Source organism: Streptomyces sp. CRN 30 (assembly GCF_034105845.1).
This window is the reverse complement of the sequence record NZ_JAVRHI010000512.1, coordinates 19,286-35,457: the sequence shown is the minus strand read 5'-3', so window position 1 is coordinate 35,457 and position 16,172 is coordinate 19,286. Positions and strand designations below refer to the sequence as shown.

The following is a 16,172-nucleotide window of genomic DNA, read 5'->3' as shown; positions in this document are numbered from 1 at the left end:
GCCGCCCGGCCGGCGGCGCCGCGCACCGGCCGCCCGGCGGTGCGGAGTTCCGGCCGCGCCGCGGCCCCGGACGAACACGAAAGCAGGACCACGTGCTGACCGTCGACTTCTCCCGCTTCCCGCTCGCCCCGGGCGACCGGGTCCTGGACCTCGGCTGCGGGGCCGGCCGGCACGCCTTCGAGTGCTACCGGCGCGGCGCGCGGGTCGTGGCCCTGGACCAGAACGGCGACGAGATCCGCGAGGTCGCCAAGTGGTTCGCCGCGATGGAGGAGGCGGGCGAGGCCCCCGAGGGCGCCACCGCCACCGCGATGGAGGGCGACGCGCTGGCGCTGCCCTTCCCCGACGAGACCTTCGACGTCGTCATCATCTCCGAGGTGATGGAGCACATCCCCGACGACAAGGGCGTCCTCGCCGAGATGGTGCGGGTGCTGAAGCCCGGCGGCCGGATCGCGATCACGGTCCCGCGCTACGGGCCCGAGAAGATCTGCTGGACCCTCTCCGACGCCTACCACGAGGTCGAGGGCGGCCACATCCGCATCTACAAGGCCGACGAACTCCTCGGCAGGATCCGCGAGGCGGGCCTGCGCCCCTACGGCACCCATCACGCGCACGCCCTGCACTCCCCCTACTGGTGGCTGAAGTGCGCGTTCGGCGTCGACAACGACCGTGCGCTGCCGGTGAAGGCGTACCACAAGCTGCTGGTGTGGGACATCATGAAGAAGCCGCTGGCCACCCGCGTCGCCGAGCAGGCGCTGAACCCGCTGATCGGCAAGAGCTTCGTGGCGTACGCGACCAAGCCGCACCTGCCGCCGGTGGACGCCGCGTGACCACTCCCCGGACGGAACACCTGGTCCTGCCCGGGGTCCTCACCGCCGAAGAGGCCGACGCGACGGTCCGCTCCATCCTCGGCGTCCAGCGCGAGGACGGCGCGATCCCCTGGTTCCGCGGCCACCATCTCGACCCCTGGGACCACGTCGAGGCCGCGATGGCACTGGACGCGGCGGGCGAGCACGAGGCCGCCGAGCGGGCCTACACCTGGCTGGCCCGGCACCAGAACCCCGACGGCTCCTGGTACGCGGCCTACGCCGACGGCGACGCCGGCGACGTCACCGACCGGGGCCGCGAGACCAACTTCGTCGCCTACGTCGCCGTGGGCGTCTGGCACCACCACCTCGCCACCGGCGACGACGCGTTCCTCGACCGCATGTGGCCGGTCGTGTACGCGGCGGTCGAGTTCGTCCTGCGGCTCCAGCGACCCGGCGGGCAGATCGGCTGGCGGCGCGACGACGACGGCACGGCCGCCACCGACGCGCTGCTCACCGGCAGTTGCTCCGTCCACCACGCGCTGCGCTGCGCGCTGGCCATCGCCGAGCAGCGCGAGGAGCCGCAGCCCGACTGGGAACTGGCGGCCGGTGCGCTGCGGCACGCGATCCGCCGCCACCCCGAGCGGTTCCTCGACAAGGACCGCTACTCCATGGACTGGTACTACCCGGTCCTCGGCGGCGCGCTCACCGGCACGGAGGCCAAGGCCCGCATCGAAGCCTCCTGGGACCGCTTCGTCGTCCCCGGCCTCGGCGTGCGCTGCGTCGTGCCGAACCCCTGGGTCACCGGCGGCGAGTCCGCCGAACTCGCCCTCGCGCTGTGGGCGACGGGCGAGTCCGACCGGGCGCTGGAGATCCTCCAGTCCATCCAGCACCTGCGCGATCCGGCGACCGGCCTGTACTGGACGGGCTACGTCTTCGAGGACGACGCGATCTGGCCGCGCGAGCTGACCACCTGGACGGCCGGCTCCCTGCTGCTGGCCGTCGCCGCCCTCGGCGGCCACGAACCCACCTGCCAGGTCTTCGGCGGCGACCACCTGCCGCGCGGCCTCGACCCGGACTGCTGCGACTGACCCCGGCGGTCCCTCGTCAGTTCCGGTGCAGCCGGTTGGCGATGGCGTGGCCGACGAAGAGGTAGACGATGGCCGCGAGACCGTAACCGGCGACGACCCGCGCCCACGCCTCGTCGAACGTGAACAGGTCACGCGACCAGCCGGCCAGCCAGGCCGCCGCGTCATGGACGAACTGCACCAGGTCATTGGCCCGGTTGGCGTCCAACAGGTACATCACAATCCACAGTCCGAGGATGACGGCCATGATGTCCGCGATCACCGCGACGGCCGTCCCGGCGGAGTTGGAACCACGATAGCGAGACATGACATCCGTCTGGCCCCGCAAGTCTGTTTGAAACCTGGAGTGCCGCGCGGGGCCCGGGAGTTGGGAACGCCGACGGCCCCCGCCCGGTCGGGCGGGGGCCGTCGGCGTGAGTGCGCTCAGCCGCGCTGGATGCCCGAGGTGTCCTGGAGGACACCGCGGCGGCCGTCCTGCGTCTGGGCGACCAGACCGGGACCGCGCTGCTCCACGGCCAGGTACCAGGTACCCGGCGCCAGCTCCGCGATCGGCGTCGGCGAACCGTCCTCCGCGAACAGCGGACGCGGCACCGGCACCGCGAACCAGAACGGCGAGAAGTCCCCGGCCGACGGCTGCCCCTGCTGGGGCTGCTGCGCTTGGGGCTGCTGGTGCTGCGCAGGCTGCGGCTGCGCGTGGCCCTGCTGCGGCTGCCCCGGGTAGGGCGAGCCCTGCTGCGGCTGCCCCGGCTGACCGCCGAACGACGGCTGCTGCTGCGCGCCGGGGTAGCCGTACCCGCCCTGCGGCGGCTGACCGCCGTACGGCTGCGGCTGGGCCGGGCGCGGCGCCGGCAGGAGCGCGCCCTTCAGCGCCGGCACCAGCGGCGTCGCGACCGCCGCGGCGGCCATGACCACCGTGGCGACGAGGGCGAGGATCAGCCCCGTGCCCGCGCCGATGCCGTCACCGCCGCCGTCGTTGTCGAAGGCACCGGCCGGGTCGAAGATGTTGCCCAGCGCGCACCAGGCCGCGAAGACCGTGAAGGCCACGCCGAACTGGCCGAGGTCGAGACCCGCGACCTTGCGCGGCTGCGGCTGCGCGCGGGCCACGACGACGAGCGCGGCCCCGATGATGCCCGCCAGAACCACTCCGAGCACGATCGGCCCGCTGCCCCAGAGGCTGGGGATTTCGGCGCTGTCCGACGCGCCTTCGATCGAGTAGATGTCGAGGAACGACGCGATCAACAGCAATACCGCTGCTCCGATCACCACGCCGTCGCCTCGAGTGAGCGAGCGGATATTCACTTCAGGTCCTTGTCAGGTCGTCGTCACGTCGCGCGGGGGTGGCCCCTATCGTACGGATGACACTATCGTCCGTTCGATCGGGCTGTCCGCAGGGATGAGCGGGCTGGTCGCTACCCGCGCAGGAAACTCACGATTCCCTCAGAGATCCCTTGCGCCGCCCGCTGCCGCCACGCGCCGCTGGTCAGCAGCGCCTCGTCGGTGGCGTCGCGCATGTTGCCGCACTCCAGGAAGACCTTCGGGACCGTCGAGAGGTTGAGTCCGCCCAGGTCCGTGCGGGTCACCAGGCCGGTGCCGTCGCCGATGTAGTTGGACGGCGCGGTGCCCGTCTCCCGGACGAAGTTGCCCGCGATCCGCGCGCCCAGCTCCGCGGAGGGCGCGACGATCTTCCGGGTGTCGGCGTCGCCCTCGTGCACGGAGCCCGGCAGGATCACGTGGAAGCCGCGGTTGCCGGCCGCCGAGCCGTCGGCGTGGATCGAGATCGCCGCGTCCGCGCGCTCCTCGTTGCCGATCGCGGCCCGCTCGTCCACGCACGGCCCGTACGCCCGGTCGTCGTCCTGCGTGAACTTCACCGTGGCGCCCTGCTTCTCCAGCAGTTTCCGCAGCCGGTGCGCGACGTCCAGGGTGAACCGCGCCTCGGTGTAGCCGTCGTCGGTGGACGTGCCCGTCGTGTCGCACTCCTTCCAGTTCGTCCCGATGTCCACCTGGCGGTTGATCTCGGTCGGGTGCTGGAAGTTGCCCGGGTTGTGCCCGGGGTCCACGACGACGACCTTGCCCTTCAGGGCGCCGGAGGCGGCGGGTCCGTCCTTCGACGGCGCGGACGACGAGGACGACGGTGCGGACGACGAGGACGACGGCGCCGTCTTCGACTCCGTCGCCGACGGCGAACCCGCACCCGGCGCCTTCGCGTCGTCGCCGCCCGGGGTGCGGCCGGCCGACGCCGTCGTGCCCTCGCCGGACGCCCGGCCCGAGCCGTCGCCGTCCGGTCCGCCGACCGCCGCGTACACCCCCCACCCGAGCAGGGCGCCCGGTACGAGCGCGACGAGCGCCACGGTCAGCGGGCGGCGGAGCGGGGAACGGCGGGGCTGGGGCGGTTCGAATCCGGGGCCTGTGTACGACACGTCTGCCACCCTACGGGCCGTTCGGACGCTCCGCAGGGTCCGTGAGCCCTTCGCCTACTCCGTGTCAGAAGCGATCTGACCGGCTCTGTTCGCACGGTTTGTGAGACGCGTGTGAGACGGAGCGGCCCCGGTCGGTGTTGTGAGCACCGGCCCGGGGCCTTGATCCAGACCCTTCCGATCAAGGAGTCCAGACCATGCGTAACACCGTACCGACCTTCCCCGCGTTCCTCGGCGATGTCCTCGCCAGTGCCGACGCGGCCGTGACCAACCCGGACGTGGCCCGCACGCGGGCGTGCGTCACCGTGGCGCAGGCAGAGGAGTCCGCGGAGCGGGAGGCCGCTCGCGGCTTCGTCGACCGGCACTTCCCGACCGTGGCCGCGTTCCTCGCTGCGGACGCCGAGCGCCCCCAGTCACACGACCTCGAGCCGGAGGCCGCCGGCCACTTCCCGTGGTGCAGCAAGGACGAGTGCGCCGAGCGGCACTACCGCAACGGCGAGACCCTGACCGAGCACGTCAGCAAGACGGTGTCCATGCGCCTGCCGGACGGCTTGACCGGGTCGTCGCAGCAGAGGCTGAGCGCTGAGCTGTACGCCAGTGAAGAGTTCGGCGGAGTCTCCCTCGGTCTCAACCTCGGCGGCGAGGGAGTGCCTCTCAACACGGCCGGCACCGCCCGGGTGATCGAGGACCTGGCGGCGTTCCTCGAGGGCCTGCGCGCCCTGCACGCACAGATGCCGCCCGCGGCCGCGCCGCAGACGTCGGCCTGCAGCGGTCTGGCCGGAGGCTGCGTCGCCGACCACTCCGACCCGCTGTTCGCGCAGGGAGAGGGACGCTGCCACGGGCCCGAGGTCCGCATGCCGGAGCGGTACGGCGACGACTTCCCCGCCGCGCAGCTCGTGCAGTGGATCGGTGACGCGCCGATCGTGAACCTCGGCCAGGACACGCCGGAGCTGGACGTGGCCGGCGTCGATCAGCTGCTCGAGGACCTGCGTTGCTACCAGATCCTGATCGCCGCCCTGCGCACCTCGCTGGTGCAGCTGCAGGGGGACGCACGATGACGGAGCGGACCATCACCGTGCGTACGGTCGACGCCGGAGACGTCACGACCCCCGAGCCGCTGTGGTGCGTCGGCCACGACGGTCACCAGGTAGGGCACCGGGTCGACTTCTTCCACCGCGGCCAGGACCTGGCCGTCACCTTCCAGGGCCAGGAGATCGGCGATGCCGCCCTGGTGCTCGCCCCCTTCGCGCCCGACCCGCAGCCCGGCGTGACGGTGAGCCTGGTCGGCAGGACGCTGAACCCGGGGGAGCTGTTCGAGCTGGCGGCCGTCTTGGACCGCCATGCCGACCAGCTGCGCACGCTCGCCGACCGACTCTCCGAGGTACTTGCCGGGGGTGGCCAGTGAGCTACGACCCGCTGCGTGCCCCCGACCACGCCCCGCTCATGCCGGGGCCTGTCGACAGCGAACTGTGGCTCTCCCGCGCGTTCGTCGCCGAGGTGGCCACCGCCAACATCCACGACACGGCAGAGATGATCAAAGCGGCGGCCGGGCTGCACTACAGGCTGGCTGCCCTGGTCGCCGCGCTGGACGCCGAGCGGGGTGGTGCGTGATGGCCGCGATGTCCCGTGCGGTCCGCCGGATCGTCGTCGCGCACCTCACCGAGCGCGGCATGAATCCGGCCGAGATCGCCTCTGAGCTGGACGTTTCCCCGGACACCGTGCGCAGAGACCTCCGCGAGACGCCCCCGCCGGCCCCCGCCGAGGACGCCGAGGTTGCGGCACCGGTTGCGGCTGATCTTGCGGCCCCGGAGCCGGTCCCCGCGCCCGGCCTGGTGCTCCCCGACCACCCGCAACTCACCGACGATCTGGACGTCCTCGCCCTCGCCTTCAAGGCCCGCCCCGAGGACGCCGCGCGGTACGCCGTGCACCAGGCGGCGCAGGGCGTACGGCAGTACTGGCAGGCCCGTCTCGCCGCATCGCTACAGAGGCAGCAGAGGTGACCGGGGCCGTCCTGGTCGTGTTCTTCGCCCTGTCGGCCCTCGCGGCCCTGGTCGCCCTCGCCGCGGTCGACCCCCGCACCGTCCCGCCCATCACCGGGACCTGCGCCCTGATCCTCACCCTCGCCGCGCTCGGCGCGGCCGTCCTCCGCTGAAGGACCCAGCTCATGAACTTCGTGACGTACGGCGGCGTGACCGTCGGCCTGATGATCCTCGGCTACGACCTCGTCAAGTGGTGGCCCGGCCGCAAGCAGCTCATGAAGGACCCGCTCAAGCACCTGTCCAGGCTGGCGCCGTTCCTCGCCTCGTGGGCATACGGCTGCCTTATCACCCTCGGCGTCGGCGGCCTCGTCGGATGGGTCTCCAGCACCGCACTGGGCATCTCCAACTGGCTCGGCGACGCGGCCCTCGTCTGGGGAGTCGGCGGCACCAGCGGCCAGCTCGCCGCCGCCACCTACCGGCCGCTCTCCGGACCCGGTCTCGGCGTGACGCTGATCGCCACGGCCGTGTTCATCGCCGCAGTGAAGAAGGCGAGCGACGAGCAGAGCGCCGTGATGAAGCGCGGCGCCCTGTGCGGCATCAACCTCGGCACCAGCGCGGGCGTCGCAGGGTTCGCCGCGGTGCCGCTCGCGACGGCCGCGAACTGGCTCGGCGACAACTCCTACGGGCGGATCGGATGAGCAAGAAGCGGAAGAAGAACGAGCGGCCCGAGGAAGAGCCGTCGCGGGCGGGCGGGGCGTGTGTCCTGGTCGCCCTCGGCGGGGCGCTGCTCGCCGTGTTCTTCGCGATCGACGAGGCCTTCGGCGTCCTCGTCGTCGTGACCGCCGGCACCGTCGCCCTGTGGCGCACCGCCCGCCGCCGCGTGTCCGATTCGTCCGCCACTCCCCCACCGAGGGAGGGCCGCCCCTCCTGCCGCGAATGCGCAGGTCACGAGCTTGTCGAAGTAACCCCTTCTCCGACTCAGAAGGGGATGTTGATCTACAAGACGTCGCCGCCCGGACGGCCCCACGAGACCCACCTGCACAAAGCCCGGGAGGTGAGCGAGTGATGATCCGTCGCTTGATCGCCCGCGTGCACGAGTACTGCGCCAAGTGCGGCTGGTGGGTCGAGAACTGCCCCCACCAGAAGTAGGAAGCGGAACACGGCAACGGCCCCCGGAGCACGGACTCCGGGGGCCGGCCCCTTGCCCGGCGTGGGGCCGGGCGGGTCCCGGCCTGGCTTACGCCTGGGAAGCTGCCAGGCCGGGGGCTCGAGGACTAGAGCATGCGTGCGAGGTTCGGTGGCAGGAAGAGCGAACCTGCCTGGTGAGCTCGTGCCAGTTGCGGGGCGTCGGCCACACGCCCGAGGTACTCGCAGAGGGCGCAGTCTGAGTGCGGACCGGGTACGTCGTCTGGGTGCCGCGCTGCGATGTGAGCGGCGAACTCCAACTGACCGTGCAACAGGTCGTGGTCAGCGATCACGCCTTCAACGGCGCGCGTCAGTCTCGGGCCGGCCACGTACAGACTGCAGGCCGGACAACCGGACATGAACGGCGGCAGGGGCGGCCAGTGGTCATGGCCCATGGTGCATCTCTTCCTCCGGCAAAGCGGGACCGCACCCGAATCCGGGCGGGCACTGGTACACCTCAACGCTCAGGTCATGAGCGCCCACCCATCCCTCGGCGCGGCCAGCCGACACGGCCAGGACGTCACCGAAGTACCTCCCGCACCACACACAAGCCCACCCGGAGTAGCGGGCGCGGGGCAGGGTCACGGCATCCGGGAGCTTGTCGGTCATCGTCCGTCGGCGAACGGGGTCAACCCGTACAGGTCCCGGCAGGGCGCGCAGGCGAACTGTGTGCCGCCCGGGCCTGAGCCCTGCTCGATCACGTTGATGAGGCGGACGCCTTCCGCCATGGCGGAGTGCCATGCACACCAGCCGAACGCTCTCGAGCCGGTGCCGGCAGACGTCGACTGCAGGGGTGGCGTGCTCATGCGCAAGTCTCCGGGTATCGGTCTATGCCCCCAGGGCCGAGGGCGGCTGCAAGCGTGTCCGCGGCCGTCAGACGTCCCGAGCCGTCCGGCCGCCACAACCACCAGCGTTCGGCCATCTGATCGCTGCACGGCGGGCAACGCAGAACCCACCCGGCACCGTGCACAAGCACCTGTGGCACGTCCGCCAGCTCCCCGGCCGCGGCCGCCGGAACCAGCCACCACGCCCGGTCCTCCTGGGGGCCGACCAGGACCGGACCGCGGTGCTCTTCCCGTATGCGGGCAGCCGCCGGCACACAATGGCTGAGCCGAGTCTCAGCGACCAGCCAGTGAGGCCCCGACGCGATCGGAGCCAGGAGGTCGTCTGCCCACATCGCGTGCACGATCTGCGGAGCGCCTGAGCAGGATGCAAGCCATGCGTCCGCCCGCTGGCGTCGCCCCGCAGGGGGTGTGATCTGAGCCATAGGCGCACGTTATGCAGCAGGTCTGCGCGGGCGTACGCCGATTGCTCGCAATTGCGCGAGTAGCCGTTCCGGTTGCTGCTGATTGCTCACACAAGCTTCTGCGTGGCCGCACTGGCGCGGCCGATCAGGCGTAGTGCGTGCTCGCCATGGACTGCCGATTCGGCCAGCCAGTCCCATGCCCGCTCGTACAGTTGGACGGAGTCCTCGTCGTCGAGCCACATCTCGGTGCTGAGCGTTTCCACGATGACCAGCCGCCGGTCGTAGATCCAGAAGCCGTGCGAGGGGGAGCGCCGGAGCTCTGCGGCGAAGGGGATGATGCCCAGCTCCACGGTGTCCACGCCGAGCACGGTGCGCAGGCTGTCCAGCTGCGCGGCCATGACCGTACGGGGGGCGTTGCGCGCGTACAGGGCGCCTTCCCACAGCAGGATGCGGAAGCGGCGCTCAGGGTCGTACAGGGCGCGTTGACGCTGCATCCGGGCCCGCACGGCGTCCTCGATGTCGTCGGCCGGGACGCTGCGGAATTGCGCGTTGGCGGTGAACACGGACCGCGCGTAGTCCGCGGTCTGGAGTAGGCCTGGTACGCGGACGATTTCGACCGCACGCAGCAGCGTTGTCTGCTCGGTCTCCACGACGCCTTGCTCCTGCCGTGCCCGGTGCCCGGTGGCGAACTGGCGGCGCAGCGAGCGGTAGCGGGTCTCCACGCCAGCGAGACGGCCGTGCAGCTCGGCGGTGACGTCCGGGCGGCCGGCGGCCGCGGCCCACGCCGAGAGGTCCTCGCGCGTCGCGTTCTGCTTGCCGAGCTCCAGGCGGCTGACCTTCGACCGCTGCCAGCCGAGCAGCTCCGCGAAGGACTTGCCCGAGTGGCCGGCCTCGGCGCGCAGCTCCCGCAGCCGCCCGCCGAGGGAGACGCGCCCGGATTGGTAGTCGGTGGTCACACGGTGGAAGCTACCTGCTCCGCGAACTGCTCGGCAGGCACGGCGTGATGCCATGCCGCGTCTCGGGCCTGGCAGGCGGCGAGGACCTCGGCAGGGTCTTCCGAGACGACCACGCCGAGGGTGTTGTCCTCGGCGTCGAAGCGGAACCGCAGCAGGAAGCGGGAGTCGACCAGCCAGAAGTCGAAGTCGGGCAAGCCGAGCTGCTCAGCCTCCGAGCGCCACAGGTAGCGCACCTCATCGCCCACGGCCACGTTGGACGGTGCCCGGGTGAGTAGGAACCGCTGGCCCTCCGTCGGCGGGTCGTCGACGATGCGGACACGGCCGTACCGCACACCGCGGGCAGTCTGCTCGGCGACGTTACGGCGCCACGCGTCCGGCTCGTCGTGGGCGACGTCCTGGCCGGCCTGCCACCGAGCCCAAGGCTCGCTGCGCCGGTCGGCGGCGTAGCCTCGGCGGGTCTCGAGTCGCCACGCGGTGTGCCGGAGGTCGGTCAGGTAGTGCGCAGCCTCCCCGAAGGGGATGAGCGGTCCGGGCTCGGCGCGCGGCGCGAAGCGGGTGAGCAGCTGCCTCGGCACCCGTACGAACGTCTCCTCCGGCTTCACGTCGCGCAGCTGCACCAGGTGCTCCGGGTCGGTCTCGCGGTCGCCCTGGACGAGGACCTCGTCCGTCCCCTCGATCTCGTACAGGGTGGGGCAGTCGCCTCCGTCGCTGGTCGTGCCGAGGAACTTGAGCGCCATTACGCCTCCCGAGACAGCTTGTTGAGGTCCCCAGGATGCGCGGAATAGCTTCCGCCCGTACGACGATTGCAGCGGATTGCGCGGCTCCGGGGCGTGCGCCGGGTTGCGAGCAATCTCCGTGGCGGGCACGAAGCGGGCCCGCCTCGTGGTGTGAGGCGGGCCCGCTTGAGGCCGAGGCGGATCATGCGGCCGTGAGGTCGATCTCCACGATGGCGGACGGTTGGAAGATCTTGAGCCCGGCGTCCATTTCGCACCGGAAGCGGATCATGTTGCGCTGGAAGTCGGAGGCGCCCTGGCCCGTGCCGAGGGCGTTGGCGTCGTAGACGTTCTCCGACCAGTCCAGGGTGACGTCTTCCACGATCCGCAGTTCGGTGGCCAGGGGGAAGTTCACCAGGTGCGCGGTGCCGGCGGTCTGCGCGGTCGTCGTCACGACCGGCAGGCCCCACAGGCGCCGGGCAGCGACCTCCACCGTCTGCACCGGGCCTCCGAGGTAGTAGGCAGCCTCGTTGTCCGCCAGGAGCTCCACGGTCTCCCAGTCGCTGGGGTGCATGACGTAGGCCGCGCCGTCGAGGAAGGAGAGGACCTCGAGCTTGGTCTTGGCCTTCCGCGCCGTGGTCAGGAGGTTCGTGTCCCACTCCTGCGCCTGTGAGCCGGACACGTTGGCGATGCCGGTCACGTTCTCGCCTGAGCCGTTGCCGTTGATGATCTGTGCCTCGAGCGCCAGCTCGGTGCCGAGGCGCATCTCGAGGTCCAGCACGCGCTCGAGGGAAGGGGCGTCGCGCAGGTCCTGACGGGCGATCGGCTCGGACAGGTGGGCGATGGTCCGCGTACGGTCGTCCACCCGCTCGAAGGTGTAGACGCTCTCGGGCTTCTTCGCACCGCGGGCCACGGGCGCCGCGTTGTTTGTACGCACCGTCTGCCGCAGGTAGCTGAAGCGCGACGGCCCGACTTCCGTCGGGATGAGCTGTCGCAGTGCGAGGACGGGGACGCCCTGGCGCACCGGCTCGGGGTCCAGCGGCACGGTGAGCGGCACGGAGCCGGTGGCAAGGATGCCCTTGTACCCGTCGCCCTCGGACACGGCGTCGCGGACTGTCGTACCCCAGTCCGAGCCGCCGGCGGCTTTCACGCGCGGGTGTTGGCCTGCCTTCGTCAGGGCGCCCGCGCCCGCGGGCGAGCGTCCGGGGAGGGTAGAGAATCCCTTGCCACCGGGACCAGCGATCGAGTCACCGAGGGCACTCAGAGCTTGGCGTGTCTCGATGTGCTGCGATGCAGCGTCTTTGAGCTGCTGCTGCAGGGCATTGCCCTGATCGGTCTTGGCCTTGACTGAGGCCGCCTCGGCATCGGTGAGGGGGCGGTTCTCGGCGTCGGCGCGATCGAGGATGGTGCGCGCCTCCGCGAGGATCTGGGCGAGGTCGCCCTTGAGCTTCGTCACGCTGCTCGGCATGGGACGTCTCCTTCGGGAAGTTGGGCTCTTCCCGGTGCGCGTGGGGGCGGACCGCAGACTCGGGCGCCTCGAGGACGCGCGGTTGAGGCTGGCGCAGCAGCGGCTACCGGGCGGTGCCGAACTGAGCGCACCGGAGGGCGGGCGGCGACCGTTCCGGGGCGAGGCCCGAGGCGGGCGGCTTGGCGGCCGGGCTGGATACCGGTGGCCGCCGCCTGCGCCTCGAGCGTCGCGCTCACGGAGGAGTCGCTCGCGGTCCCAACTGCTGGCCGTCGATCAACCTGCCCTCAGACTACGTCGTACGACCGACAACGCGCTGTACCTCGCGGCCGTGGGCGTACGTCGTCACCTCGGCGCACTCGCACGAGCACGGCAGAACCGACACCCGTTGCACGGACGCGGCGTCATCAGCCACGAACCACACATCGCCGCGGGCGTCCAAGAGCTGCCGCACATCGCTGTCAGAGGTCCACGGCCCGTGCAGGAGCCCGGTCGACGGCACATGCTCGATGACGACCAGGAGCAAGCCGAGGCCGGCCGCCGCACTTCCCCCGAGGGATCGGATCAGCATCGGTGCCACGCGCTCACGTCCCAGTGGCTGGCGGCATCCGCCGGTAGCTCCATCACTCCGTCTTCGTTCCACTCCCGGCGGCGCACGGGAACGGCCACGATCGGCACTGCGGCCGGAGGTGGCTCAACGACTTCGACCGTTTCAGCGCCCTCCGTGGGAGGTTCTTGCAGGTCAGACATGATCAACTTCCCTCCTCGTGAAAATTATTCTGAGACGGTGTGTGTCTCATTGACCGCGGCGGGCCCTGCCGCGATCGTTCTGGTGATTCAGACTCCCCTTCCCCCTCCGTCCCTCTGCTGAGCCTTCCCGCTGGTGTGCGCGGGTCGGTCTGTACTCGGTTACGCGCCCGCAGTCGCGCACACCACAGTTGAGGCGAGGGCAGTCCGGTCTGCAGGCGCGGCTGCGGCTGCGGGGGCAGGACCTCGGGGGAGGCCGCGCGCAGGCCTGCACGGGCTTCACGCTGGTCTCGCGGCCACGGCGTCGCCGACGTCCGGCGTGGCGCGCTGGTGTGGTCCTGAGCTGTCGGTGGCGACGGTGAGTGAGGTCTGCTCGACAGCTTCGTCGTTGGCGCCACCGTTCGCGCCATTCGCGCCAGGCTCTGAATCTTGGCGCGAACGGCGCGACTGTGGCGCGGACGCTGAGGGCTCATCACTCTGCGTGGTGGGGAAGTGCTCGGTGATCCGCCAGACCGAACCCTTGCCGAAGCCCGCCCGCTCCGCCTTCACACCAGCCCTGCGCATAGCGCGCTGCAGGGTGCGCTCAGAGATGTCGTCAGCGGCCGCGGCCTTCTTCACGTCCTTACTCGACGCCTCGCCGCCCTGGCTCTCGAGGTAGCCGCGGAGCCACTCGGTAGCGACGTCTCGTTCCCCTCGGTCTGTCTCCTGCCCAGCGGAGAGGATCTCGTCGACGGTGCGGTCTGCGCGGCCGGTGAAGACGAACCTCCCCACATGGGCATCCCCCACCCGGGTGGCCACGGTGACCGACTCGATGAGGTAGGAGAGGGAGGGGAGGTCGGCGCGGCCCAGGCTGTTCTTCGCCTGGGTCATCACCCGGCACTCGTTGTCGTCGTCTCGGGCGAAGCCGAACACGGCCCTGGGGACGTTCTTGAACGCGCCGGAGCCGGTGATCAGCGAGGCGGGGTCGGTGCTGCTGCCCTTGTTGAAGTGGGCGATGCCGAGTAGCACTGCTCCGGTGCGGTCGGCCATGCGGGCAAGGGGGTCCAGTGCCAGGCGTACGTCACGTTCGCGGTGGGTGTCGATGCCCTTGCCGATGCAGGACATGAGCGGGTCGAGGACGACCAGGGCGACGTCGTGGTCAGTGATGGCTTGTTCCATCAGGGAGTTGTCCTGCGGCAGGCTCAGCGTGGTCTCGCCGTACTCGGCTTCCACAGCTTCCACGCGGTAGACGAGATCGAGGTTGGCGCCGGCCCCGATGAGGCGGGGCACGATCGTCTGCTTCCAGGAGTCCTCAACGGCCACGTAGAAGACAGCGCGTGGCCGTCCGTGGAAGGAGCCGGGCAGAGTACCGCGGGTGATGTGCGCGGCCATCCACATGCCGAACGAGGACTTGCCGGTGCCCTCGCGTCCGGCTGCGACCGATAGAGCCCCGGCGGGCACCCGACCCTCGCCCTCGTCCATCCACGCCCACACCACCGGCTCCGGCTCGATGTCCGAGGCACGGGTGATCTTCAACGAGCGCCTAGGCGCGGGGGCGTCGTCCGTGATGCCGTTCTGCTCGAGGATCTCCCGGGCGACGTCGCGGGTATCGCTCACGCTGCAGCTCCCGCCCGGCGCGGTGCCCGCTCGGCACTGCGCAGCGTTCGAGACGCCTCCGCCTCGGACAACCCGATGCGGGTGGCCGCATCCATCAGGGAGGCGTATACCGCGGGGCCATCGGTCTTCTTCGCGCGCACCAGCTCGAGGGCGCGGCACCCCGCCCAGAACAGTCGACTGTTCCGTTCACCCTCGTGTGCTTCGAGTACGAACCCGACCAGGCCAACGAGAGTGCTGATCGGCCGGACTGCTGCTCGCGCGGGCAGGTACGGCCGGGACGCGGTAGGACGTCTACCGAGCGCCTCGGGCCAGGGGGCGAGGGGGCGGTCGAAGCGTCCGTCGCCGGACCATGCGTACCGGGCCCCGGACGGGTGGGGAGAAGGTGCGGCCACGACGTAGCCGTTCGCCTTGACGTCGATGCCAGGACCGAGCTTGCCGGGGAGGTCGCGGCCCGGGTGGGCGTAGACCATGTGGAGGCCGTCCCCACCGGTGATCTGCATCAGGGTGCCGAGCAGAGGCCCGTACTCGGCCTCGAGGGCGCACAGCGTGGCGTGACCGCCGTTGCGCGGGTCGACGTCGATCACTGCGAGCCCGTTCGGGGCGCACGGCAAGCCGATGCCGGCGGACGGGTAGCGGCTCCACCAGGTCGTGATCTGCTCGGCGTCGCGGCTGGCGTCGTGGTAGCCGTGGCCGTGTTGCCCGCACTCGCCTCGGCAGGGGTGGCCGGCCTCGTGGGCGCGGGGAATGGCGGGGGTCTTGCCCGCGAGCGGGAAGACGCTCCAGCCGTGCAGCGCGTAGGCGAGGGCGTGCTCGAGCATTCGGCTCTCACTCCCTGCCTCTGGTGGTTGGGCCGCGCCGGGGCGTGCCATCATTTGAGCGTCCGTTCTGTGTTGAAGCCCTGGGTCGCTGGCCAGCGAAGAGCCCGGGGCTTCGGCGTTTCCGGATCGGATAGGGCCCCTGCCGCGCGGGTGCTGGAACACCTGCGGTTCGGTGGGGGCCCGTCTTACACGGCTTCCAGGAGTCTGATCAGCGAGTTCGTCACGACCCGCTTGGAGCCGAAGTCGAGGACCCGTACCGGCGACTCGCCGCGCTTGATCAGGTCGTAGAGCTTGGACTCGCTGATGCCGAGCGCCTTGGCGGCCTGGCCCACGCTGGTGGTGGCCGGCCAGTCGCGGATCTCTTCCAGGGTCGGCGGGGGCGTCTTCACGCGGTACCGACCGTGTTGGAGTCCAGCCACGCCTCTACGTCGTCCCAGCGGGCCCGGAGGTGACGCCCGACCTTGATGAGCTTGGGCCCGCCGCCACGGCTGGACCACTGGTAGACCGTCGCGACCGGGACTCCGCAGTACACGGCGATTTCCTCGGGCGTCGCGAGCGGCCGCGGTGCGTCCGTCGAAGTATCTATGCGAGTCACGAGCACTCCTTGTGCTTCACAGGCATCAACTCTGTCTATCGCGCAGCCTGCCATGGGTTGCCAGTGATGTCTAGCTGTGAGAGTCTGTGCTTCATGAGCACACCCCCCGAAGATCCTGCGGACGTCATGTCGGTCGTCCGGGCCCGCGTGAAGGAACTGCGCGGGCGTAAGGGATGGTCCGGCGCAGAGCTTGGAGCGCAGCTCTCCGAGATCGGCGTTCCGTGGAACCGCTCGGTCGTCGCCAACTTCGAGAGTGGCCGGCGTCCCAGCGTCAGCGTCCAAGAGGTCATGGCGCTCGCCTACGTCCTGGACGTGGCGCCCGTGAACCTGCTGGTGCCGCTGGACGCGCGGGACTACCGGATCACCCCTGATCGAGTGGTGAGCTCAACCGACGTCTGGCGCTGGTGGCGGGGAGAGAAGGCGCTGCCGGAGGCGTCGACAGCCAGCGCGCGGACGTTCTACGCCGAGGTGCCGACGGAGGAGATCAAGAGGCGCGGCCACATCATCCCGCTGCCCACGGTGTACGAGATCAACGAGGCGCGTGACCTCGGCGACTCCTGACTGACG

20 protein-coding genes are annotated in these 16,172 nt (G+C 70.8%); 10 read left to right on the top strand and 10 right to left on the bottom strand.

Features of this window, described 5'->3' with window-relative positions; translation table 11 throughout:
• Positions 1 to 92 precede the first annotated feature (92 nt).
• Entirely contained in the window at positions 93 to 827 is a 735-nt protein-coding gene (locus UW392_RS59565; protein ID WP_320783861.1) for a class I SAM-dependent methyltransferase, read from the top strand.
• On the top strand, positions 824 to 1,894 hold the full coding sequence (locus tag UW392_RS59560) for a prenyltransferase/squalene oxidase repeat-containing protein (RefSeq protein ID WP_320783859.1): 1,071 nt from the start codon (positions 824 to 826) through the stop codon (positions 1,892 to 1,894). The genes UW392_RS59565 and UW392_RS59560 overlap by 4 nt, the downstream gene beginning before the upstream one ends.
• 16 nt (positions 1,895 to 1,910) lie before the next feature.
• Here the strand turns inward: UW392_RS59560 and UW392_RS59555 are convergent, their stop codons facing one another.
• The 3 genes from UW392_RS59555 to UW392_RS59545 form a co-directional block, all read right to left on the bottom strand.
• Complete coding sequence (locus tag UW392_RS59555) at positions 1,911 to 2,198, bottom strand: hypothetical protein (RefSeq protein WP_320783858.1); 288 nt, start codon at positions 2,196 to 2,198, stop codon at positions 1,911 to 1,913.
• A 116-nt stretch (positions 2,199 to 2,314) separates the two neighbouring features.
• Complete coding sequence (locus UW392_RS59550; RefSeq protein WP_320783857.1) at positions 2,315 to 3,190, bottom strand: DUF5336 domain-containing protein; 876 nt, start codon at positions 3,188 to 3,190, stop codon at positions 2,315 to 2,317.
• Between the two features lie 110 nt (positions 3,191 to 3,300).
• Positions 3,301 to 4,308 carry an N-acetylmuramoyl-L-alanine amidase gene (locus UW392_RS59545; protein WP_320783856.1) on the bottom strand — a complete coding sequence of 336 codons (1,008 nt, stop codon included), beginning with the start codon at positions 4,306 to 4,308 and terminating at the stop codon, positions 3,301 to 3,303.
• Between the two features lie 194 nt (positions 4,309 to 4,502).
• Here UW392_RS59545 and UW392_RS59540 point away from each other — a divergent pair, with 194 nt between their 5' ends.
• Genes UW392_RS59540 through UW392_RS59510 form a run of 7 tightly spaced genes read left to right on the top strand, consistent with a single transcriptional unit; the run spans position 4,503 to position 7,350 of the window.
• Complete coding sequence (locus UW392_RS59540) at positions 4,503 to 5,363, top strand: DUF6907 domain-containing protein (RefSeq protein WP_320783855.1); 861 nt, start codon at positions 4,503 to 4,505, stop codon at positions 5,361 to 5,363.
• Complete coding sequence (locus tag UW392_RS59535) at positions 5,360 to 5,710, top strand: DUF6907 domain-containing protein (RefSeq protein WP_320783854.1); 351 nt, start codon at positions 5,360 to 5,362, stop codon at positions 5,708 to 5,710. Before UW392_RS59540 ends, UW392_RS59535 begins: the two co-directional genes overlap by 4 nt.
• The gene (locus UW392_RS59530; RefSeq protein WP_320783853.1) at positions 5,707 to 5,916 is read left to right on the top strand and encodes a hypothetical protein; all 210 of its coding nucleotides are present in this window, start codon (positions 5,707 to 5,709) and stop codon (positions 5,914 to 5,916) included. Before UW392_RS59535 ends, UW392_RS59530 begins: the two co-directional genes overlap by 4 nt.
• Positions 5,916 to 6,305 (top strand): helix-turn-helix domain-containing protein, encoded by a 390-nt coding sequence (locus UW392_RS59525; protein ID WP_320783852.1) that lies wholly within the window; start codon positions 5,916 to 5,918, stop codon positions 6,303 to 6,305. The genes UW392_RS59530 and UW392_RS59525 overlap by 1 nt, the downstream gene beginning before the upstream one ends.
• Positions 6,302 to 6,457, top strand: a complete 156-nt coding sequence (locus tag UW392_RS59520) for a hypothetical protein (protein WP_320783851.1) — start codon at positions 6,302 to 6,304, stop codon at positions 6,455 to 6,457. Before UW392_RS59525 ends, UW392_RS59520 begins: the two co-directional genes overlap by 4 nt.
• A 12-nt stretch (positions 6,458 to 6,469) precedes the next feature.
• Entirely contained in the window at positions 6,470 to 6,982 is a 513-nt protein-coding gene (locus tag UW392_RS59515; protein WP_320783850.1) for a hypothetical protein, read from the top strand.
• Positions 6,979 to 7,350, top strand: a complete 372-nt coding sequence (locus tag UW392_RS59510) for a hypothetical protein (protein ID WP_320783849.1) — start codon at positions 6,979 to 6,981, stop codon at positions 7,348 to 7,350. Before UW392_RS59515 ends, UW392_RS59510 begins: the two co-directional genes overlap by 4 nt.
• A gap of 1,472 nt (positions 7,351 to 8,822) precedes the next feature.
• Here the strand turns inward: UW392_RS59510 and UW392_RS59505 are convergent.
• From UW392_RS59505 to UW392_RS59475, 7 genes are all read right to left on the bottom strand, one after another.
• Complete coding sequence (locus UW392_RS59505; RefSeq protein WP_320783848.1) at positions 8,823 to 9,671, bottom strand: helix-turn-helix transcriptional regulator; 849 nt, start codon at positions 9,669 to 9,671, stop codon at positions 8,823 to 8,825.
• On the bottom strand, positions 9,668 to 10,408 hold the full coding sequence (locus tag UW392_RS59500; protein WP_320783847.1) for a DUF6879 family protein: 741 nt from the start codon (positions 10,406 to 10,408) through the stop codon (positions 9,668 to 9,670). The genes UW392_RS59505 and UW392_RS59500 overlap by 4 nt, the downstream gene beginning before the upstream one ends.
• 181 nt (positions 10,409 to 10,589) lie before the next feature.
• Positions 10,590 to 11,852 (bottom strand): phage major capsid protein, encoded by a 1,263-nt coding sequence (locus tag UW392_RS59495; RefSeq protein ID WP_320783846.1) that lies wholly within the window; start codon positions 11,850 to 11,852, stop codon positions 10,590 to 10,592.
• Positions 11,853 to 12,875: 1,023 nt separating this feature from the next.
• Complete coding sequence (locus UW392_RS59490; RefSeq protein WP_320783845.1) at positions 12,876 to 14,192, bottom strand: AAA family ATPase; 1,317 nt, start codon at positions 14,190 to 14,192, stop codon at positions 12,876 to 12,878.
• Positions 14,189 to 15,010, bottom strand: coding sequence for a bifunctional DNA primase/polymerase (locus UW392_RS59485; RefSeq protein WP_320783844.1), 822 nt, complete (start codon positions 15,008 to 15,010; stop codon positions 14,189 to 14,191). The genes UW392_RS59490 and UW392_RS59485 overlap by 4 nt, the downstream gene beginning before the upstream one ends.
• 185 nt (positions 15,011 to 15,195) lie before the next feature.
• Complete coding sequence (locus UW392_RS59480; protein WP_320783843.1) at positions 15,196 to 15,399, bottom strand: helix-turn-helix domain-containing protein; 204 nt, start codon at positions 15,397 to 15,399, stop codon at positions 15,196 to 15,198.
• A complete protein-coding gene (locus UW392_RS59475; protein WP_320783842.1) occupies positions 15,396 to 15,605 on the bottom strand; it encodes a helix-turn-helix domain-containing protein in 210 nt (69 codons plus the stop codon). Before UW392_RS59475 ends, UW392_RS59480 begins: the two co-directional genes overlap by 4 nt.
• A gap of 93 nt (positions 15,606 to 15,698) precedes the next feature.
• Between UW392_RS59475 and UW392_RS59470 the strand changes: the two genes are divergently transcribed.
• Positions 15,699 to 16,166, top strand: coding sequence for a helix-turn-helix transcriptional regulator (locus UW392_RS59470; RefSeq protein WP_320783841.1), 468 nt, complete (start codon positions 15,699 to 15,701; stop codon positions 16,164 to 16,166).
• The last annotated feature ends 6 nt before the right edge of the window (positions 16,167 to 16,172 follow it).